Genomic DNA, 20,198 nt, shown 5'->3' on the forward strand with positions numbered 1-20,198 from the left:
CTCATGTCCGCGGCTGGTGCATCTTGTTGACGCGCTGGAGGGCCGCCCGGCTGACTCGGTCAAGCACAATGGCCAGGAGGACAATGCCGAGGCCTGCGACGAGGCCGACGCCGAGTTCAAGTTTGTTGATACCGCGCAGAACCAGCGTTCCCAAGCCAGGCGCAGACACTAGCGAAGCGATGACGACCATGGATAAAGACAGCATGATGGTCTGGTTGATGCCCGCCATAATGTTCGGCAAAGCGAGCGGCAACTGGACGCGATAGAGCTTTTGCGAGGAGGTCATGCCAAACGCCTCCCCCGCTTCCAGAACGTCCTTGTCCACCAACCGGATGCCCAAATTGGTAAGCCTGATAGATGGGACAATCGCATAGAAAATGATTGCGATGCCGTAGAGCTTCGGCTCCGTGACGCTGAACAGGAAGATCAGTGGGATAAGATAGACGAAGGTGGGCAGCGTCTGTAGCAGGTCGAGAAAAGGCGTCAGCCAACGCTCCAGGCGGTTGCTGCGTGACATCGCTATGCCGATCGGCACGCCTAACAGGACACAGATGAATGTACAGACCATGATGATGGCGAGGGTCTGCATGGCGTAGCCAAAATGATCAATGAACGCCAGGCCTAAAAATGCCGCCAGTACGAAGATCGTCACGCCGATGCGGCGCCCGGCAAAATGGGCGATGGCCACCAGGATTATGATCGCCGCCCACCAGGGAAGAGACTGCATCAGGTCGATGGCGTTGCGCAGCGCCCAACTCAATGGCTGGGTAACCGGGTCCAGAACGACTTTCACGGGGTCTTTCACGTCAAGGAACAGGCGTTCCAACCCGGCTGTCATGTCGCGGGTGCGCGGGATGGCACCGCAGGCCTTGTGAAGGACGTCCAGCGATGGAAACGGGAAAGATTCGGCTTGGTCGGTCCCCGCCGCGCCAGCCTTGGCAAGTAGATCGTCCATCGACATGGGACCGCCGATGGCGCCGGCATCGCACCAGAACCGCAGTCCAAGCGAGTCAAAAGCTCTTTCGTACGCTGCCATGGATCGCCTTATATCGCGGTAATCCGGCAGCCACGCTCATCAGAGCGTGGGCCACCGGAACTGAAGGAGATTTGCTTGTGGACGTGTTTGAGGTGCCGCCAAGCCTTCGCGCCTTGCCAAATTCACTCAACAGGTCGGTCACCTCCGTTGGGTGCGGAGCCCAGGTGAATGACGGATCTCACTTGAGGACTGCCGCGAGCTTTTCCTTGGCTTCGGGGCTGAGCCAGTCCGCCCAAATCGTTTTGTAGGTGGTCAGAAAGTGGACCGCCGATTCGTCGGCCGAAGCCTTCTTGCTATCCTGCCAGGCCAGTGTCTCGCTCATCTGCTCATTTGTGAAGGTCACTTTGGACATGAGCGCTGCAATCTCCGGCTCGCGCTTCTCGAAATCCGTCGTCGCTGCCGTCACCACCTCTGCCGGCGGATAGGCCGACTTGCCGGGTGTCTTGCAGGTTTCTACCGCGTTGCAGGCGTGAATCTCGGGGACGTACGGGCCAATGTCCACCTTGACCATCTTGTACTTGCCGAGGACGGACGTCGGACCCCAATAGTAACCGAACCAAGGCTGCTTATTCTCGTTGGCCGCAGCTATCGCGGCTGCCAGCGTCTCTCCGGAGCCGTGATTAAAAACTTCTATGCCGTGGCCTTTAAGATCGAAAGCCTCAGCCAAATGGTCGTTGGTGATCTTACAACCCCAGCCTTCCGGGCAATTGTGGAATTTGCCGCCCACCCAGTCGGGGTGCGCCAGAATGCCGTCGATCTTCGCAAGTTCCGGATGTTCGTCCACCAGGTATTGCGGAACCCACCATGCATCAATGCCGCCGGGGGTGAGGACATGGCCCAGCGTCTTGACTTTGCCGGCGGTCACCAATCCTGGATAAGCCGGCGCGCCGTTGAGCCAGAGTTCGGTGACGATGTCGGGGCGGCCGGTCTCAGCAACTGAGGTGACTGCCGTAGCCGTGGCCGATGGAACCACCGTGACCTTGCAGCCGTATCCCTGCTCCATCAGGAACTTGGAAACGGCGGTGACGATCGAGCCCGAGGCCCAGTTCATCTCGGTGACCGTGACGTCACCGCATTTTGCCTCGGCCGCAGTCGCCGCGAGCGTTGCGATGAATACAGCGGCGCTGAGTTTCAACGTGCGTGAGAGCATTGTCTTCTCCTGTTGGTTTTCCATTCCAGGCGATGTCCTCGGCAGCCTGCGCTACCGGGCCGGTTCCCCACGTCGTCAATTATAGGATCACCCAGCATTTAACTAACGAATATAATTCGACCCTGACATCGAGTTATTCGATGCTCTGTCTCAATCGATGGCGAAGCGAGTCACGGCGGCCTCGTCGAAGGTGAAACCTGTCCCGGGACGGGTGGGTATCAGGATGTCGCCATCCACGATCTCCATCTCTTCGCGAAAAAGTGGGGCGTACCACGGCATATGTTCGACGGAGATACAATTGGCGGCTGAGCCGGCAATGCAAAGGCTGTGCTCCGTGAAAATATGGGTGGAAATGGGCAGGCAATACGCCTCCGCCAAGGCTGCCACCCGGCGCATTTCGGTGAGCCCGCCAATCCTTTGGAGGTCCGGCATCAGCACATCGGCGGCGCGTGCTTCGATCGTGTTGCGGATGCCGAAGCGGGTCCACTCCGTTTCACCCGAGGCAATCGCAATGTGGAGCGCATTCCGGACCTCGGCCTGGCCGATGAGGTCGTGGACGGATACCGGTTCTTCGAGCCAGCCGACGTCCAGTTCCTCGAGCATCCGGCCCAGGCGGATCGCCTGCTTCGGCCTGAGCGCTTGGTTGGCGTCCGCGAGGAGTTCAATTGAGGGTCCAACCGCCTCGCGGACAGCCCTGACGCGCTCAAAATCCTCTCGAGGGTCTTCTTTGCCGACGCGCACCTTCATCGCCCGGAAACCCTGGTCCAGGAAGGTCGCCGCTTCATCAGCCAGATCGTCAATGCTCTGGGATAGCCAGAGCCCGCCACTGGCATATGTGCGGATGCGGTCCCTGCACGCTCCGAACAGATGGTGCAGCGGCCGGTCCGCGCTTTTGCCGATCAGATCCCAGCAGGCCGTGTCGAGCGCGCAGAGCGCGGAGATCGTGACGCCTGCATAACCGGTCGGATTGATTTCAGACCAGATGGCCGAATTGATCGCCGTCACGTAGTGGGGATCCTGGCCGACAATGCGGTGCGAAAAGCCGCGGACCATCTCGTCGAACGATTTGAGCCGGACTGCATTCAATGTGAAGATATAGCTTTGGCCCACCAGTCCGGTGTCAGTTTCTAAGTATACAAGCAGGCAGCCGACCGACCGCATGTTATGAATGGCGGTCGTGATCGGCTTGGTAAAAGGTACGTCGGTCAGTCGTGTCTTCAACGCTGTGATTTTCATGTCATTCTCCGGCAAGGGACTGGAAATCAGGTGATTGTGTCGCGCAGAGCCTGCACAGCGGTTTCGATAAATTCCGGCGCAATGACGTCAATACGAACGGCGACAAAGACTGTCCGTTGAAAACGTGGTGCTCCCTCGACCACATGCAGGCGTCCAGACTTGACCTGAGACGCCACGGATTCGGCCAGAAAATACCCGGAGCCGTTGTTGGCCAGGATATGATCCATGGCTACTGCGGAACTGCGGATTGTGAGTTTGTGGCTGAAAACGCCCGGAAAATGCATGCTGTGCTGAGCCCGGAACGTCTCGCCCCAATCCACGAACACGTACCCCGGGACAACCCCGCTCTCCACGGGACGCGGCTTCGACGAGACCATCACGAGTTCTTCGCTGATGAGCGGCTCGATCCGTGCTTCCGCGCAATGGCGCGGATCATAAAGGACGGCAATGTCAAGCAGGCCGGCGCGCAGTTTCTCCATGAGAATGTCCGAGCGCTCGCTGATGGCGCTCGCGACGCCGTCGGGCAGCGCCTTTGCCATTCGTTCCAGCCAGCCCGGCACGACGCGTGGCCAATGATTGTCTTCAACACCCAGCGTGACAAAGGCATTCAGGCCCTCCGGCAGCGTCGCAACTTGCTGGCCCCGCTCCCAGGAACGCACGATATTCACTGCGCTTGCGTGGAATTGATGACCGCCCGTCGTGAGCGCAACTCCGTTGCGCTTGCGGTGAAATAGTTGGCGGTTCAGTCGGCGTTCAAGCGCCTTTATCCGGGCGCTGATGGTCGACTGGGTGACATTGAGTTGGTCGGCGGCGTGCTGGAAGCTGCCTGTCGTGGCGACTTCCAAAAAAGCCTTGATGTGCTCGATGTTCATGAAAGGAAACCCTGTTAAATCGAATTCCTCGATATGAGTCGGTAATTATATTCGTTTGCCACGTCAACCAGAGTGAGGAAGAGTGGGTGGGTAGAAAAAGCGCCTGCGCGACGGAGCAAACTCTGGCTGGCCAACGGAGACATTTATGCGGATTGCATTCATTGGGTTGGGCAACATGGGCGGGCCAATGGCCAGCAATCTGGCGCGTGCCGGGTACGAGCTTGCCCTTTTCGACCTGGATTCAAATAAGGTCGAGGCCGTGCGGGCGACTGGCGCAGCCGCCGGCAACCGAGCAGTCTCGTCTGCCCCCACCGCCGCGGAGGCGGCCGCCGGAGCCGACATAGCCTTCACATCGCTGCCAAACCCGAAGATCATCGAGGCCGTGGCGCTGTCCGAACAGGGCATTCTGGCCGGGCTGCCGAAAGCCGCCGTCTGGATCGACCTTTCAACCAACAATCTGGAGTGCGAGCGACGCATCCGCGCCGCTGCCACCGACCGGGAAATTGCCTTTCTCGACGCACCGGTAACTGGCGGGATTGAAGGCGCAGCTGCCGGCACTCTGATGATCATGGTTGGCGGCGACAAGCATGTATTCGCGCGGTGCAAGCCAGTTCTGGAAAAGATTGGCAACCGGATCATGCATCTTGGCCCTCATGGAGCTGGCTACGTGGCCAAGATTTCGCAGGTTGTGCTTTGCTACCTCAACTCGGTCGCGCTGAGTGAAGCCCTGATGCTGGGAGTGATGGGCGGGGTTCCTGCCGCGACGATGCTTGCAATCATTCAAGGCAGCACTGGGGCGAGCTATGTCGCAGACCGATACGGTCCGGCTATTCTTGACGGAAGCTACGATCCTGGCTTTGCGCTCGGTCTGGCACATAAAGATTTGGTCCTGACCCTGGAGCTGGCAAGGACGGTTGGCGCCACGTTGCCCATGTGCGAACAGGTTGAGGCAATCTACAAAAAAGCCGTCGACCAGTACGGGTTTGACCAGAACCACCTCATGGCCGTGAAGCTCTTGGAAGAGCAGAATGGCACATTCCTCCGCTCCATCTGACAATACGATCGAAAGGACAACCAATGGCACATGAGATGAAAGCCGAGGACTTCAGCGTCCAGGGCGGCCATGCGAACATCTCCAAGGAAGAATGGGAAGCGCGCGTCGACCTCGCTGCTCTGTACCGCCTCGCCAACATGTATGGCTATGACGATCTTATCTGGAACCACATCACCATGCGTGTCCCAGGCACCGATCACCAGTTCCTTCTGAACCGCTTCGGTCTACTCTACAACGAGGTCTCCGCGTCCAACCTGATCAAGGTCGACGAGCAGGGAAAGGTCCTTTACGGCCCGCCGGACGTCAACACCGCAGGGTTCGTCATCCATTCAGCAATCCATAACACCCATCACGACATGAAGGTAGTGTTCCATAGCCACGCGCCGGCAGGTCTCGCCATCACGGCGCTACAGGATGGGCTGGAGTTCCTGACGCAGGACGGCTCGATGCTTTGGGGCGACATCGGCTATCACGACTGGGAAGGCCTGTCGCTGACCCTCGAGGAGCGGGATCGTCTCGCCAAGAACATCGAAGGTAAGAAATGCCTGATCATGAAAAACCATGGGTTCCTTGCGGTCGGCGCGAACGCAGGCGAAGCGTTCATGAACCTTTATTACACCGTCCGCGCGTGTCGTGTACTGATCGATGCCTATTCCACCGGCCTGAAGCTCGACAAGAGCAGCGAGGACATCTGGCGGCTGGCACACCGCCAATACGACGATTTCCCGCTCGGCAAATATGAGTGGCCCGCCCTGTTGCGCCAGTGCGACCGGGTCGATCCTTCGTATCGCTATTAATCGAACAGCTTGAACCCGGCGGAGACTGGCCGGGCTTTCCAGCGCCTACTGTCTGCAGAAGCCTTGCGCGGAGGTCGAATGGCCAGCCGTTCCCTCCGTGCGGGCCTATTCTCCTCCAAGGGGGCGCCCAAACCCATGACCATCCTGTTGAACAACCATGGCTACGATAACGAAAGTTGGCGAAAGGAAATCAGCCGCCAGCTTCCTGAATTGCCCGTCAAAGTGTTTGGTGAACCCATCGACCCCAACGAAGTCGTATATGCGATGGTCTGGAACCACCCTGCCGGCGATCTCAATCGCTATCCGAATCTCAAGGCAATCTTCTCGCTCGGCGCCGGTGCCGAGCATTTCGTAGCAGATGCAAGCTTGCCGGACGTCCCGGTAATTCTGCTCGCTGATCCAGCCGTCGCCCGCGACATGGCTGCCCATGCCCTCTACTGGGTACTAACGTTCCACCGGCGGTACGCGGACTACCGATCGCAGCAGCAAGACCGGGTCTGGCATCGTAAGCAGATCGTCCCCACGAGAGAGTTTCGCGCTGGTGTATTCGGCCTGGGCCGCATCGGCACAGAGGTCGCCAGCCGCATTCGTGATTTTGGATACGCCGTGAGCGGTTGGGATCGCAGCGCTCGACAGATCGAGGGTGTAGACTGCTATTCAGGAAAGAACTCGCTTGCTGAGTTCCTGGGCCGCAACGATGTGCTCATTAATGCCCTCCCCTTGTCCCCGAAAACCCGCCACTTCGTCGATGGCAAGACTTTCGCGGCGATGCGGCCAGGTGGTTTTTTGATCAACATCAGCCGGGGAGCGGTTGTCCATGATGAAGCCTTGCTAGATGCCCTTGACCGGGGGCACCTTTCCGGCGCCGCCCTAGATGCATTCGCCCAGGAACCGCTTCCTCCCGAGCATCGCTACTGGTCGCATCCCCAAGTGTACGTTACGCCCCATATGTCCGGTGCAACATTTGCGTCGAGCGCAGTTGCCGTGATAGCCGACAATCTGCGCAGGCTTGAGCGCGGATTTGAAGTCTTTCCGCTGTTCAACCGGAAAGCAGGCTATTGACGCTGTGGCATGCAGCCAAGCTCTTACTTTGTATCACCGCCGCTCCCGATAGGCCCGCAGTCGTGGCACGCTGCTGCGTTGATACGTTCAAGAACCGTCCGGCCGGAAGGTTGCGAGCTTCGTGGGGGGCGATCTGATGCGCGTCTCGAAAACACCTCGAAAAGTGGGACGCCGACACGAAGCCGCAGCATACCGCAATTTCCAGAATCGGCATGGCCGACTGGGCAAGCAGGAGCTTCGCGTGTTCCAATCGCAATTCTCGGAAGTAGCGGCAGGGAGAGCGACCGATATCATTGCGAAACAGACGTTCCACCTGCCGCCGCGACAGCCCCACAGCCGCCGCGAGGTCGGTCATGGTCAGCGGGGCGGCCAGATTCCTCTGCATCAATTCGATCAGTTTCACGACGATCGGGTTGAGCCTGCCATGCTGACGCAGTAGCGGCAGCCGCTGGCGCTCATCGCCCGTGCGGGCACGGCCGGCGACGGCCAACTCCGCAACGCTCACCGCAAGAGGTTCGCCGCAATGATGTTTTACAAGCTCGATCATCATATCAAAGGCTCCCGTGCCGCCTGCGCAGCTCCAGATATCGTTGTCGACCTTGTAGACGGTCGCCTCCGCCTCGACGCGCATGAACCGCTCTTTGAACCCCGGCAGGGCCTCCCAATGGACGGCGCACTTGCGGTCATTGAGCAGACCAGCTTTCGCCAAAGCAGCGACACCACTCCCGAATGCGCCCGTGTCGATGCGGCGCTGCCGGCATTCGCGCAACCACGCGCTCAGCACCTTGGTTTCACGACCTTGATCAGGCTCATCGCCGCAGACGAGAGCCAGTGCGGGTCGTTCAGGCTGCTGCAGATGCCTGCGTTCTTGGGCCAGGTCGGCGTCAGCCGCGACAACAATACCGCAACTGGCCCGCACGGCTTCGCCCAAGTGGGAAACCGTACGCCAACGAAAAGCTTCCCGTCCGGCCGCTTTGTTGGCGAGGCGAAAGACGTCCAGGGCAGACGACAGAGCGAGGAGTTCGAACCCGTGCGCCAAGTAAAGGGTGACGGTAATTGGCTCATTGGCGGAAACGGACGCCCAAGTGTCGCGGGACCAGTGGTGGACCATGTCAGACTCTCCGCCGTGTTCTCTCAGCGACACCGGATAGCCGGCTCGCGCCCTATTTGAGGGACGGGGAGAAAACGCGAAAGGACGTTTGCGTCGGCATGACAGTAGATTTGCGACAAGGCCCCGGTTCATCAGCGAAGCCGGCACAAAAGGTAGGCCGAGCCCTTGCCCCGCTCTCTGTCGGTTTTCTCCTGCTCCATCGGTTTACCCTGGGGGCGTTTGCCAATTTCGTTGACGTGCTGCGTCTGGCCGCCGACGAAGGGGACCGCAGCCGCCCAATCCGCTGTCAATGGCGGATTATCTCGCCTGACATGTCGCCAATCCTGTCCAGTTGCGGCGTTGCCATCTCTCCCCACGAAAGGATCGGAGACCTTCGCCGCTTCGATTACCTAGTGGTTGTCGGCGGGGTGCTTGGAGAGGAAAGCCTCCTGGTCGACAAGCGGTTCGACGACCATCTGCGGCACGCTGCCGAGGCAGGCATACCGCTCGTGGGCCTGTGTACCGGCTCATTTATCTTGCATCGCGCCGGCCTCATGCACGGCTACAAGTGTTGCGTCAGTTGGTTCCACAATTCAGATTTCTTGCGGCTTTGCGAGGGTCTACAGGCCGTGTCAGACCAGATCTTCGTCGTCGATCGAGACCGACTGACCTGTTCGGGGGGAGCCAGCGCCGCACATCTAGCAGCCTTTCTGATCGAGAGGCACCTTGGTAAGGCCCTCGCCGCCAAAAGCTTGCGGATCATGATGTTCAACGAGGTGGCAAAGGGCGAGACCGCCCAGCCAACTGGAAGCCTGCAGGTCGTCGTCCGGGACGAAATTGTGAAACGAGCGGTGCTGGTGATGCAACATCACCTGGAAGTCCCGCTGACTATCGGCTGCTTAGCCGACAAGCTCGGCATAAGCAAACGAATAGTTGAACGCCACTTTCGGTCGGAGCTCCGCAGCTCACCTCGAGCCGTCTACACGCAGATCAGGCTTGATCATTCGCGCCATCTTTTGCTGAGAACGGACAAGTCTGTTTCCGAGATTGCACTTGAGTGCGGATTTTGCGACGGATCGCATCTGAACCGGATTTTCCGGGCCAATTATCTGCGGACTCCTCAAGAATTCCGTTCGCAGGAAGCAGTTCTGGCGGATGGGTGTGAAACAAAGACATCGCACGAGCGTGATATCATCTCCACATGACATAAAGCCTTTTGTTGTGCACTAGAGCAAATCCAGAGATCGATGAAATCGATTGTGTTGTGACACAGGCTCGCTCGGCTGATTCGAAGTAAGCGCCTGGCTTGGCAAACGCGGTTGCCATGACTTCATTCGGCTATTCGCCAGTTGAGCTAGCCAAACGCCGCCACATCGCAAGCCTCGAAATGCCAGCTTCGAAGTAGAGCCTTTGCCACCCGCCCATTTGAAGGCTATGCTTGCCTTATCGGCAGCGATTTGCATCGGATACGGCCGACTGTAAGAGGGTACTCGCTCTTGCCCGTACGGGAGAGCGCCATGCCCCAATACCTTCTTCGCAACCAGCTTTTGAAAGGCCTCTCCTCGGAGGATTTCGCACTTTTGCAGCCATCGCTGCATCAAGTCGAAATGGCCATCAAAAGCCAGTTGGAGGTCGCATATCAGCCGATCGCAAGTGTGTATTTTCCGGAGACGGGTATCGCCTCGGTGGTCGCCACGATGACTGGCGGGCGCAAAAGTGAGGTCGGCCTCGTCGGCTACGACGGCATGACCGGCATTGCGGTTATACTCGGCCAGGACAGGTCTCCCAATGAGACCTATATCCAAGTCGCCGGCCAAGGCTGGATCCTGTCGGTCAAGAGCCTTCGCGCCGCGATCGCCACAAGCCTGACCCTTCGCGAGTCACTGCTTCGCTATGCCCATGCGTTGCTAGTCCAGTCGTCCCGGACGGCACTGGTTAACGGCCACTCGAAAATCGAGGAACGGCTGGCCCGCTGGTTGCTGATGGTCCATGATCGCGGTGACGGAGACAAGATTTACCTGACGCATGATTTTCTAGCGACCATGCTTGGCGCTCGTCGCCCCGGCGTCACGACCGCCCTCCAAATGCTCGAATACCGGGGACTGGTCCGCGCCACGCGGGGTGAAATCACGATTGTCGATCGCGCCGGAATGATAAGGCTCACGCATGGCGCTTATGGCGAGGAGGAGCAACGCCATTTTGGCCTGGTTTCCGCGTGATTGTCCGGAATCAGACAGAGCCTTGCAAGCTGCGGAATTCCGGCCCTAAATCCACTTGGTCAGAGTTTCAGGGAGGAAATCTCGATGACCAACGCTTTTCACTCGGTCACGGTTGAACGAGCAGCCGAAGCCTATGTTCTTTCCAGGGGCAAGGCCCGGTTCCTCTCCATCGCACAGGCAATCCGCGCCATCCGAACACTCATGCCCGCATGCAAGGCGACCGACCGCGAACTGGAGGAGTTGCTGGCGGCGGCATCGATCATTCACGGTGTCCGCGTCGCCTTCGACGCAAGAACGGCGGAAGCCGCAGAACCGCGGCTCCATTCGTAGCGACGATGCCAGCGCCTGCGCAGTCCCACACCTTATCGGACGTTCGCCAAGCGATCGTCGGCCATCTGATCGATAACGTTGGCAGCCCGTGCATTTCGATGTCCGAGGTTCGTCACGCGGTGAGACGAATGTTTCCGCCTTGCGACCTCACGGATTGGGAACTTGACGATCTCATTGCGCGAAGTGCAATCGACGCGGGATTTGCGATCGAATTCGACGCCGCGGCACCGTAAGCCCGAAGGCCAAGTTGCCGGGAAGCCCGTGGGTTGTGCCGAGCCAGATCAGGTATATGTTTGCCGAACGGCTTGAGGACTTCGGTGTGGGAAATCACGGCAGCGTTATTGAAGGATGTTGCGAGGCATATTACCGCAAAGGGCAATTGCACGAATGGTGATTACTGAGGGCAAATATCCGGGAGAGCTCGCCTCCCCGCAGCAGATCCATGAACTGGCGGAAGAGTATCGCAAAGCGGCAGCCCTGCTCGTTCCGCTTGGCCGATCAGGCAAGCCGCTTAGCCGAGCGCCGTTTAGACTGTCCGCCATCCACGCGATCGAACTTTATCTGACCGCGCTTTTGCTCCACCGTGGGCACGAACCCCATCAAATCCGCAAGATGCATCACGACTTGGCAGCTCGGGCGAAGCACACTGTCGAAGCAGGACTGCGTCTTCGCGCAAAAACCGCCAATCATCTTCAGTCCCTCAGCCAGAACCGGGAATATCTGATCACCCGCTATGGCCCGGAACTGGCCGCAACCGCCTCGCAGATCAACCGGCTCACCGCCACCCTCGAAGAGGTGGCGGTGAAGGTTACCCTTTTGATCGCGCCGTCCTCAAGAACGGATCCACAGCCAGCCGCGACCGTAGCTGGCAAGGCCTGACCAGATTACCGACTTGCTTGGTTCAGGGCTGCGGTTCGGCGGCCTCCTTGTCGGCGTCATCTGGTAGGCCAATGACATGATGAACCACGAATACAAGCAGGCAACCTCGTCGCGCCACATCGGCAGCTTGTCGATCAGGTCACTAGCCAGCCTAAGGTCGCTGCACTGCCCTAATCTTAGTGGTGGGTCCGTACTTACTCGGCGGCGATTGCCAAGCTTTCGCTTTCAACCTTTGCCGACGTACGTAGCGCAGCGGGACCCAGCCCTTGCCGTCCAGTTCCGTCTCGGCGTGCAAGCGCCTTCAGGTTCGGAGCGTGTTCTACAGCTTTCGCCGTGGCATCGGCAGCATGACGTCAGCGATGTGGGCTTTCGACAGGCGTGCAACGAAGGCCCCCGGAGTCCACCTGAGGCGCCTGTCCAGCCCCACCGTTTCCGCCAGCAGGTCGGCTGTTGCGATGCCTTCCCTGCCGGTTTCATGGCGGGCGACCACGGCGTCGAGGTTCGCGGCAGTCGCCATCGCCGCCCGCGGGCAGAGGAGTGGTTAGGCCGAGCATCCTCAAGCGCTATGCCGACAGGCCGAGAACCGGCTGCCACAATACAGGTCCGTTCAAACGTCCCCTCCAGCGGACGCGCATGAGGCTGGCGTGGGAAACCTCGAGAGAACCGGCGACCGCCTCCGTGTTGCCGACCGCCTTCGGCTGCCCGATGCGCGCCAACGGCCACGTTGCGAGACGCAGGATCCGCTCCATGCGTGTGTCGGTCACTGTCACAATCCGATCGAGTTCGTTGGCCAAGCCGAATTCGATCATCCCCGCGAAGAGCTCGTAGGTTGCTTGGGCCAGCCCGCCAGCCTTGGGTGTTGATGCAGGCAGGTCCAGTGCAAAACGACTGCTCTCCCAAACGCGGGCACTCGCTGGCGCCGCTGTCTCACCCAGCAGCATCGGAAAGGTGTCGCGCAACATTGTCGGCCCCGTTGTAGGCAAAAAACGGACGCAGCCGCAAATGCGCCAGTCGGATCCTTTGAGAAGGAGATAGACTGGCTTCAGGCCGTCATATGCGTCTGTCTCCATTTCCTCTGCGGTCTGAACATCCCATTCCAGCCTTTCCTTGAAAACCCGATGCCTCAGTCCGAACATTTCTTTGAGCTCGCTTGAAAACTCGTCGTAGAGCTCAGGTGTAATTAGCTGCATCATTTGTCGCCTCCGTGCGGGATGTGTTCCCGCCATCGAAGAGCAAAGCCGACACTGATGCAGCCTGTAGACCTTTACAGGTATCCGAAGAAAGGAATCAGGATCTCGACTGACGGGAAGCAGCCAGCCGTGCTACAGCTTGGTTGATGGTTCTCACACCAAGTTTTGCCTTGGCGTTCTCCAGATGGAAGGTCACGGTGCGTTTGGAGACGCTAAGAATCTGGCTGATATCCCAGGCCGACTTGCCGTCCGCCGCCCATTTCAAGCATTCAAATTCTCGCGGGGTCAGGACTACGCCATCCACCACGCAGTCTTCGGCGAGCCTGCGCCGGGCATATATATGAAAGCTGATCGCCACCAGCTGCAATGCTTTTTCGTAACGTGTCAGTGACCGCAAAAGAGGCGGACGGGACTGGTCGGATGCGAAGGTCAGCGCAGCAAAGCGGCCGCGATGGTCGTGCATCGACATGGTCAATCCGCCACGAATGCCATATCGAGCTGCTTCTTCCAGAATTCGTTGCTGTGACGCCGCGAGATGTTGCCGAGGTCGATCCACACCCCAATCAAAGGTGTCCCAACCTTGAAGCCCGCGCAGGATGACCGGATCATGGCTATGGTAGCGCAATTGCATATAGCGAGATGTCCAGGAGGACGGATAATTTGAAATCACGCGCGGCTTCTGGCAGGAGGCCGACGGGCAACTGAAATAGGCGAAGAGCGGAAAGTCGAATGCGGCCGCGGCAGAGGCCATTGCCTCACACAGATCGACAGCATCGACGCTTTCGGAGAGTTGCTCGAGGAAATCTTCAAACACGCGATGCATCTGCGCTTTGCATAACCTCCGTGCCGTTGCTCGATCGCAGGCGGAGACCTTGGTTTAAATGCTTGGCGATCGAGGCAACGTGTGCGAGTTCGTCAGTTTAATCGCCGGCAGCTTTGCTACTTTGTTTAATGAGGCTGTTTGCGTGGCGACTCAGCGCCGCGAGCGTCTAAAATCGGTGACATCCCTATGTTGTCGATGAGCCGTATGTCGCCGAGCCATGCCGCGACGAGCAAGCGTGCTGGTCGGTCAAGGCTCGTCAGCGGTTGCAGATCCACCTCGCCGCGAAGTTCGAGATATTCGACTTCGCGATAGCCTGCAGCCAGAATTGCAGCGCGCGCTTCGGCTAGAGTGGGCAGGACAGGAGAGCCGCGCGCAAGCCGGTCAGCCACCCCGAGCAAGACCGCTGCCAACTTTGGGGCAATGGCGCGCTGTGCTGGCGTGAGCCGAAGGTTGCGCGAGGATAGTGCAAGACCATCGGCTTCGCGGACGGTCGGACAGGCTAGGACGGTGGTTGGAATGTCGAGATCCCGAACCACGCGCCTGACCAGCTGAAGCTGCTGAAAGTCCTTTTCGCCAAAACAGGCCAAGTCAGCGCCGGACTGCAGGAAGAGCTTGGCAACCACCATCGCCACGCCATCGAAATGGCCCGGCCGGAAGCCGCCGCACAGGCCCTCGCTGAGGCCGGACACCGAAACGGTCGTGGCGAAACCTGGCGGATACATCTCCTCGGCATCCGGCACATAGAGCAAATGCGCGCCCAGCGGCGCGAGCTTTGCAGCATCTTCGTTTTCCGTGCGAGGATAGGCAGCGAGGTCGGCAGCACTGTTGAATTGCTTGGGGTTGACGAACAGCGTCACCACGACCCGATCGGCCTTCTCAAGCGCGGCACGCACGAGACTCAGATGGCCTTCATGAAAGGCCCCCATGGTCGGCACAAGGGCGATACTGGCGCCCGAGCGACGCCATTGCGCGGCAACAGCGCGGAGCTCGGCAACGGTTCGAACGATCGGCACGCTCATATGACGTCTCCGGTCTCCGGGTCGTTGGTGTAGAGATGTTCCGCCGCCGGAAAGCACCGTCTCCTCACGTCAGCGGCATAAGCCGCAATCGCTGCATCGGCCTGTTCGCCCAGTTCGGCGTAGCGCTTGACGAATTTCGGCCGGAAGGAGCTGAAAAGCCCGAGCATATCGTCGCTCACCAGAATCTGGCCGTCGCAGGCGAGTGAGGCGCCGATGCCGATGGTTGGGACGGCGATCTCCGCAGTGATGCGCTTTGCGAGGGGCTCGGGCACTTTCTCCAGCACCACGCAGAAGGCGCCGGCCTCCGTAACCGCACTGGCATCGCGCCTGATGCGCTCGGCATCGTCTCCCCGCCCCTGGACGCGGTAGCCGCCCAAAGTATTGACCGCCTGCGGCGTTAAACCGACATGGGCCATGACAGGGACGCCGCGGGCGGCGAGGAAGCGAATGGTCTCGGCCATTTTCTCACCGCCTTCGAGCTTTACAGCTGCACAACCTGTCTGCGCCATCAGGCGCGCAGCGTTGCGAAAGGCCTGCTCGGGGCTCTCTTCATAGGAACCGAATGGCAGGTCTACGACCATTAAGGATCGCACCAGACCGCGGCGTACCGCCTGACCGTGCATGATCATAATGTCGAGAGTGACGCCCAGCGTCGACGGGAGGCCGTGCAGTACCATGCCGACGCTGTCGCCAACGAGAACGATGTCGCAATGTGGATCAACCAGTCTGGCGATCGGCGTCGTATACGCGGTCAGGCAGACGAGTGGAGTCTGGCCCTTCCGCATTTGAACATCCGGCGGTGTCATCGCCTTTGTCTCACCAGTTGCGCTCACCCGACGCATCCTTCCCTAGCGTTACCCGCTGCGGGTGTCGCGTTTGGCACATTTTTGTGCGAGTGCGAAGAGAAAAAAAGACCTCCAACTGTGCGGTGTTGACCTTCGTGCAGCAACGCTTAAATTCAATCGATTCAATCACCCTGAATTTGGGGCCAAATCATCATCGCGAACATGGACCATCAGGCAAAAGGAACCAGAAAAGGCAGAGCCGCTGTCAAGGCCGACGAAGCAAAAGTGGACCTGATCGCCGTTGTCGTCGCCGTAAACGACAGTGAACCCTGTCTTCTCACCATCGGGAACGCGGACACCCTTCCGTCCGGACCATATGCGCTAGAGCATCGATCGCTGCAATCCGGTCTGAGGGGTTGGGTGGAGCAACAGACCGGCCACCCGCTGGGGTACATCGAGCAGCTCTACACTTTCGCCGATCGGGACCGCATAGGGGCTGAGCGCCAGGAACGCGCCATCTCAATTAGCTATCTGGCACTCACTCGGAAGGACCAGGCAACGGGCTCCGCCAATTGTGGGTGGCGGAGTTGGTACGAGTATTTTCCTTGGGAGGACCATCGCTCCGGCACGCCGGTGGTGCTCGATATTTTACGGCCACGCCTGATCGAGTGGGCCGACGGCGCCGGCGATGCGACCACGCGACGCGAACGCCGGCAGCGCGCCGCGATCGCCTTCGGTTTCGACGACCGCAATTGGAACGAGGAACTCACGCTCCAACGCTATGAGTTGCTCTATGAATCTGCCCTGATCGAAGAGGCTGGTAGCGGACGGGACGTCGCGCCTGCGGTATCTGGCAAGGCAATGATCGCCGACCATCGGCGAATCCTGGCGACCGGCATTGCGCGGCTCCGTTCAAAGATCAAGTACCGGCCGGTGGTGTTTGAGCTCATGAGGCCGTCCTTCACGCTGCTCCAGCTGCAGCGGACCGTGGAGGCGCTCGCCGGGAGGCTCATCAACAAGCCGAACTTCCGAAGACTTGTCGAGCAGCAAGAACTGGTCGAGGAAACTGGCGAGACCTGCCTCGAGACGGGAGGGCGGCCGGCAAAGCTCTATCGGTTCCGCCATGCCGTCCTCGACGAAAGGGCTGTGGCCGGGACAAAATTGCCGCTCGCGCGGGCTTGACATACTTATAGTCAAGGTAGACATATTCCCCTTATTGTCAGATGGAATATAATCGGAGGCGCTGATGACTGGGGCGTTACCTACGGCTGCGTCCCTGTACGAGCGCGTCCGACGGGTGATCCCGCCGGTCGAGTGGCCGGCCTTCACCAACGACATTGAAGCCATCCTCGCGCTGAAGCGTGATCGCAATGCGGTCATCCTTGCGCACAACTACCAAACGCCGGAGATCTTCCACTGCGTGGCCGACATTGTCGGCGACAGCCTGGCACTGGCCCGCAAGGCGGCTACGATCGAGGCGCAAATCATCGTGTTTGCCGGCGTGCATTTCATGGCCGAAACGGCCAAGCTGCTCAATCCGAACAAGATCGTCCTCATCCCGGACCCCGGCGCCGGTTGCTCGCTGGCCGATTCGATCACGGCACAAGACGTGCGGCTGATGCGGCAGCGTTATCCGGGGGTCCCGGTTGTCACCTACGTCAACACTTCGGCGGCTGTAAAAGCGGAGTCGGACATCTGCTGCACCTCGGGCAACGCCAAAGCGGTGGTGGAATCGCTCGGCGTGCCGCGTGTGATCATGGTGCCCGATGAATATCTGGCGAAGAACGTGGCGGCGCAGACGGAGGTCGAGATCATCGCCTGGAAGGGCCACTGCGAAGTGCATGAGCGCTTCACGTCGGCCGACATCCGGGAACTGCGCGATGCGCATCCAGGGGTCATCGTGCTCGCCCATCCCGAATGCCCGCCAGAGATTGTCGCAGAGGCGGAATTCTCCGGCTCGACTGCGGCCATGTTGGAATATGTTGAGCGCGAGAAACCGTCGCGCGTCGTCCTGCTAACGGAATGTTCGATGAGCGACAATGTCGCGGTCGCGCATCCCGAGGTCGAGTTCGTCCGCCCATGCAATCTGTGTCCGCACATGAAGCGCATCACCCTGGCTAACATTCGCCTCGCACTCGAGGAGAACCGGCATGAGGTCCGGATCGATCCCGCGATTGCAGGGCGCGCGCGCCGCTCGGTCGAGCGTATGCTTTCCATATGAGCCTCGACGTCCATGACATCGGCGGGGCGCCGGTCATCATCGGCGCCGGTGTGGCAGGCCTGATGACCGCGCTTCACCTGGCGCCGGAACCGGTTGTGCTTCTGTCCAATGCGGGGCTGGGAACCGGAGCCTGCAGCGAACTCGCCCAAGGCGGTCTTGCGGCAAGTGGCGGCGGCGAGGACAGTCCCGAACTTCATCTTTGTGACACCCTCGCAGCCGGCGACGGCCTCTGCGACGTGACGATGGTGCGGCGAACTGTCCGAGCTGCACCCGAAGCGATCAGGACTCTAGAACGATTCGGTGTGGCATTCGACCGATGCGCTGACGGCGCGTTGCGTCTCGGGCTTGAGGCGGCGCACTCGCAGCGGCGGATCGTGCATGCGGCAGGCGATGCCACGGGACGCGAGCTTGTCCGGGCGCTGATCGCCGCGGCACGGCGCACAGCCTCCATCACTATCCTGGAGAACGTGGAGGCCCGCCGGCTTGTCGTGGAAGACGGGGCGATCATCGCCGTGGTCGCGGCCGGGTGCACGGGTGCAATCGCCTTGCCAACGCGCCGCGCGGTCCTGGCGACCGGCGGCATCGGCGGCTTGTTTAGCGATACGACAAACCCACCTGGCTCATTTGGACAGGGGCTCGCCCTCGCCGCCTGTGCCGGGGCGGAGTTCGCGGACCTGGAATTCGTGCAGTTCCACCCAACCGCCCTCGAGGGTCCGCGGCGGCCGATGCCGCTGGTGAGCGAAGCGGTGCGTGGCGAGGGTGCTGTGCTCGTCGATGAGCAAGGAGAGCGTTTCCTCGCTGAAACCCCAGGGGGCGAGCTTGCGCCTCGCGACGTGGTTGCGCGCGCGGTTTGGCACCAGCTCGCTGCCGGACGCCGTGTGTTCCTGGACGCAAGGCAATGTTTGGGCCTCAGATTTGACAAGCGCTTTCCGGCAATCGCCGATTTGTGCCGCAAGGCCGGCATCGATCCCGCGACCGACCTGATCCCGGTGCGCCCGGCGGCACATTATCACATGGGCGGTGTTGCTGTAGACGCTGCCGGCCGCAGCTCCATCGAGGGACTGTGGGCATGCGGCGAGGTCGCATGCACCGGTCTGCACGGCGCGAACCGACTCGCCAGCAACTCGCTTATCGAAGCGGCGGTCACAGCGGCCTGGGTTGCTGAAAGCGTCGCCGGCGTATCCCACACCCGGCGACCGCGCGTGTGTTCCGCATTCGTGCCTCAACGGCCAGACGCCTCCGGCATCCGCCCAATCGTCTCCGCCGCACTCGGCATCATCCGCGATGGCGAGACGCTACGCGACGGGGTGGCGGCCCTGTTGCCGATTGCAGCTCACGACAGTGCTGCCTCCGACCCCGCCTTGGTCGCGCTGATGATTGCCATTGCGGCCCTGCGGCGAGAAGAGAGCCGCGGCTCGCACTGTCGTTCCGATTTCCCCGGACGCGATCCCCATGCGCGCCAGTCGCGGCTCACACTGCGCAGCGCAATACAGACCGCCATCGGACTCAGCTGGCGGGCACCGATACGGAGCACCCTGACATGAATTCGTTCTCTCCCCTTCCCTCAACCCTGATCGAGCCGATCGTGCGCGGTGCTCTTCTCGAAGACCTGGGCAGATGCGGCGATCTGACCAGCGATGCCGTGATCCCGCGTGATCGCACGGCCACGTTGGTGCTCAAGTCGCGACAGACGGGGATCGTTGCCGGGCTCGATCTGGCAGCCTTCGCCTTCATGCTCGTCGAACCTGCGATCGACATGCAGATCTGGCGCGCTGACGGCAGCGATGTCGCGGGGGGAGAGACTATCGCCATGCTGTGCGGACCGGCGCGAGGCCTGCTCACGGCCGAGCGCACGGCGCTCAATTTTCTGTGCCGTCTGAGCGGCATTGCCACGGCCACGGCGGCGATGGTCGAAGCCGTGCGTGGCCACAAGGCGAGGATCGTGTGCACGCGAAAGACGACGCCCGGCCTGCGAGCTTTGGAGAAATATGCGGTACGCGTCGGCGGCGGCGCCAATCATCGCTTCGGGCTCGACGACGCCGTGCTGATCAAGGACAACCACATCGCAATCGCCGGCGACATTCGCACGGCAATAGAGCGGGCGCGCGCCGCCGCAGGGCACATGGTGAAGATCGAGGTTGAGGTCGAGACGCTTGAGCAGCTCGATACAGCACTCAGGCTGGGCGTCGACGCAGTGCTGCTCGACAATATGTCGGTTGAGGACCTTACCCGCGCCGTAACAATCGTCGGTGGCCGCGCCATCACGGAGGCTTCCGGTCGGGTGACGCCGAAAATGGCTCCCGCGATCGCCGCGACGGGAGTTGACCTTATCTCGGTCGGATGGCTGACACACAGCGCGCCCATTCTCGACATTGGCCTGGACATGCCGTGCCGCGGGAATATCCGCACTCATTTGAACTAAGGGAAACACAATG

21 protein-coding genes are annotated in these 20,198 nt (G+C 60.3%); 11 read left to right on the top strand and 10 right to left on the bottom strand.

The genetic code is table 11. The features are described from left to right. Nucleotide 1 precedes the first annotated feature (1 nt). The 4 genes from AC0NIL_RS28130 to AC0NIL_RS28145 form a co-directional block, all read right to left on the bottom strand. Nucleotides 2–1,036: an ABC transporter permease gene (locus tag AC0NIL_RS28130; RefSeq protein WP_473573972.1), complete on the bottom strand. Its 1,035-nt coding sequence runs from the start codon at nt 1,034–1,036 to the stop codon at nt 2–4. Between the two features lie 178 nt (nt 1,037–1,214). After that, nucleotides 1,215–2,186 (bottom strand): ABC transporter substrate-binding protein, encoded by a 972-nt coding sequence (locus AC0NIL_RS28135; protein WP_473573973.1) that lies wholly within the window; start codon nt 2,184–2,186, stop codon nt 1,215–1,217. A 150-nt stretch (nt 2,187–2,336) separates the two neighbouring features. Next, nucleotides 2,337–3,422, bottom strand: coding sequence for a mandelate racemase/muconate lactonizing enzyme family protein (locus tag AC0NIL_RS28140; protein ID WP_473573974.1), 1,086 nt, complete (start codon nt 3,420–3,422; stop codon nt 2,337–2,339). A gap of 26 nt (nt 3,423–3,448) precedes the next feature. Further along, nucleotides 3,449–4,294: a LysR family transcriptional regulator gene (locus AC0NIL_RS28145; protein WP_473564879.1), complete on the bottom strand. Its 846-nt coding sequence runs from the start codon at nt 4,292–4,294 to the stop codon at nt 3,449–3,451. Between the two features lie 145 nt (nt 4,295–4,439). Here AC0NIL_RS28145 and AC0NIL_RS28150 point away from each other — a divergent pair, with 145 nt between their 5' ends. The 3 genes from AC0NIL_RS28150 to AC0NIL_RS28160 all read left to right on the top strand — a co-directional run bounded on the left by AC0NIL_RS28150 (nt 4,440) and on the right by AC0NIL_RS28160 (nt 7,207). Continuing rightward, complete coding sequence (locus AC0NIL_RS28150; protein ID WP_473573976.1) at nt 4,440–5,348, top strand: NAD(P)-dependent oxidoreductase; 909 nt, start codon at nt 4,440–4,442, stop codon at nt 5,346–5,348. A 23-nt stretch (nt 5,349–5,371) separates the two neighbouring features. Then, nucleotides 5,372–6,145, top strand: coding sequence for a class II aldolase/adducin family protein (locus AC0NIL_RS28155; RefSeq protein WP_473573977.1), 774 nt, complete (start codon nt 5,372–5,374; stop codon nt 6,143–6,145). Between the two features lie 135 nt (nt 6,146–6,280). After that, nucleotides 6,281–7,207, top strand: coding sequence for a 2-hydroxyacid dehydrogenase (locus AC0NIL_RS28160; RefSeq protein WP_473573978.1), 927 nt, complete (start codon nt 6,281–6,283; stop codon nt 7,205–7,207). Here AC0NIL_RS28160 and AC0NIL_RS28165 read toward each other — a convergent pair. Next, the gene (locus AC0NIL_RS28165) at nt 7,185–8,318 is read right to left on the bottom strand and encodes a GlxA family transcriptional regulator (RefSeq protein ID WP_473573979.1); all 1,134 of its coding nucleotides are present in this window, start codon (nt 8,316–8,318) and stop codon (nt 7,185–7,187) included. The genes AC0NIL_RS28160 and AC0NIL_RS28165 overlap by 23 nt on opposite strands. Nucleotides 8,319–8,416: 98 nt before the next feature. Here AC0NIL_RS28165 and AC0NIL_RS28170 point away from each other — a divergent pair, with 98 nt between their 5' ends. The 4 genes from AC0NIL_RS28170 (at nt 8,417) to AC0NIL_RS28185 (ending at nt 11,725) form a co-directional block, all read left to right on the top strand. Further along, the gene (locus AC0NIL_RS28170) at nt 8,417–9,502 is read left to right on the top strand and encodes a GlxA family transcriptional regulator (protein ID WP_473573980.1); all 1,086 of its coding nucleotides are present in this window, start codon (nt 8,417–8,419) and stop codon (nt 9,500–9,502) included. 312 nt (nt 9,503–9,814) lie between these two features. Next, nucleotides 9,815–10,516: a Crp/Fnr family transcriptional regulator gene (locus AC0NIL_RS28175; RefSeq protein WP_473573981.1), complete on the top strand. Its 702-nt coding sequence runs from the start codon at nt 9,815–9,817 to the stop codon at nt 10,514–10,516. Nucleotides 10,517–10,600: 84 nt separating this feature from the next. Further along, complete coding sequence (locus AC0NIL_RS28180) at nt 10,601–10,846, top strand: hypothetical protein (protein WP_473543560.1); 246 nt, start codon at nt 10,601–10,603, stop codon at nt 10,844–10,846. Between the two features lie 387 nt (nt 10,847–11,233). Continuing rightward, nucleotides 11,234–11,725 (top strand): HEPN domain-containing protein, encoded by a 492-nt coding sequence (locus AC0NIL_RS28185; protein ID WP_473573982.1) that lies wholly within the window; start codon nt 11,234–11,236, stop codon nt 11,723–11,725. 319 nt (nt 11,726–12,044) lie between these two features. On the opposite strand, the gene AC0NIL_RS28190 is transcribed toward AC0NIL_RS28185, so the two are convergent. The 5 genes from AC0NIL_RS28190 to panB form a co-directional block, all read right to left on the bottom strand. Next, nucleotides 12,045–12,242 carry a hypothetical protein gene (locus tag AC0NIL_RS28190; RefSeq protein WP_473573983.1) on the bottom strand — a complete coding sequence of 66 codons (198 nt, stop codon included), beginning with the start codon at nt 12,240–12,242 and terminating at the stop codon, nt 12,045–12,047. A gap of 46 nt (nt 12,243–12,288) precedes the next feature. Next, complete coding sequence (locus AC0NIL_RS28195) at nt 12,289–12,918, bottom strand: acyl-homoserine-lactone synthase (RefSeq protein ID WP_473573984.1); 630 nt, start codon at nt 12,916–12,918, stop codon at nt 12,289–12,291. 94 nt (nt 12,919–13,012) lie between these two features. Beyond that, complete coding sequence (locus tag AC0NIL_RS28200; RefSeq protein ID WP_473573985.1) at nt 13,013–13,738, bottom strand: LuxR family transcriptional regulator; 726 nt, start codon at nt 13,736–13,738, stop codon at nt 13,013–13,015. Nucleotides 13,739–13,863: 125 nt separating this feature from the next. Then, nucleotides 13,864–14,757, bottom strand: coding sequence for a pantoate--beta-alanine ligase (gene panC / locus AC0NIL_RS28205; RefSeq protein ID WP_473573986.1), 894 nt, complete (start codon nt 14,755–14,757; stop codon nt 13,864–13,866). After that, nucleotides 14,754–15,590: a 3-methyl-2-oxobutanoate hydroxymethyltransferase gene (gene panB / locus AC0NIL_RS28210; protein WP_473573987.1), complete on the bottom strand. Its 837-nt coding sequence runs from the start codon at nt 15,588–15,590 to the stop codon at nt 14,754–14,756. Before panB ends, panC begins: the two co-directional genes overlap by 4 nt. 174 nt (nt 15,591–15,764) lie before the next feature. Here panB and AC0NIL_RS28215 point away from each other — a divergent pair, with 174 nt between their 5' ends. The 4 genes from AC0NIL_RS28215 to nadC all read left to right on the top strand — a co-directional run bounded on the left by AC0NIL_RS28215 (nt 15,765) and on the right by nadC (nt 20,185). Beyond that, nucleotides 15,765–16,724: an NUDIX hydrolase gene (locus tag AC0NIL_RS28215; RefSeq protein WP_473573988.1), complete on the top strand. Its 960-nt coding sequence runs from the start codon at nt 15,765–15,767 to the stop codon at nt 16,722–16,724. Between the two features lie 64 nt (nt 16,725–16,788). Beyond that, a complete protein-coding gene (nadA, locus tag AC0NIL_RS28220; RefSeq protein WP_473573989.1) occupies nt 16,789–17,763 on the top strand; it encodes a quinolinate synthase NadA in 975 nt (324 codons plus the stop codon). Next, nucleotides 17,760–19,307: an L-aspartate oxidase gene (locus AC0NIL_RS28225; protein WP_473573990.1), complete on the top strand. Its 1,548-nt coding sequence runs from the start codon at nt 17,760–17,762 to the stop codon at nt 19,305–19,307. Before nadA ends, AC0NIL_RS28225 begins: the two co-directional genes overlap by 4 nt. Then, the gene (gene nadC, locus AC0NIL_RS28230) at nt 19,304–20,185 is read left to right on the top strand and encodes a carboxylating nicotinate-nucleotide diphosphorylase (protein ID WP_473573991.1); all 882 of its coding nucleotides are present in this window, start codon (nt 19,304–19,306) and stop codon (nt 20,183–20,185) included. Before AC0NIL_RS28225 ends, nadC begins: the two co-directional genes overlap by 4 nt. Nucleotides 20,186–20,198 lie beyond the last annotated feature (13 nt).

It is taken from the genome of Mesorhizobium sp. WSM1343 (genome assembly GCF_055901535.1).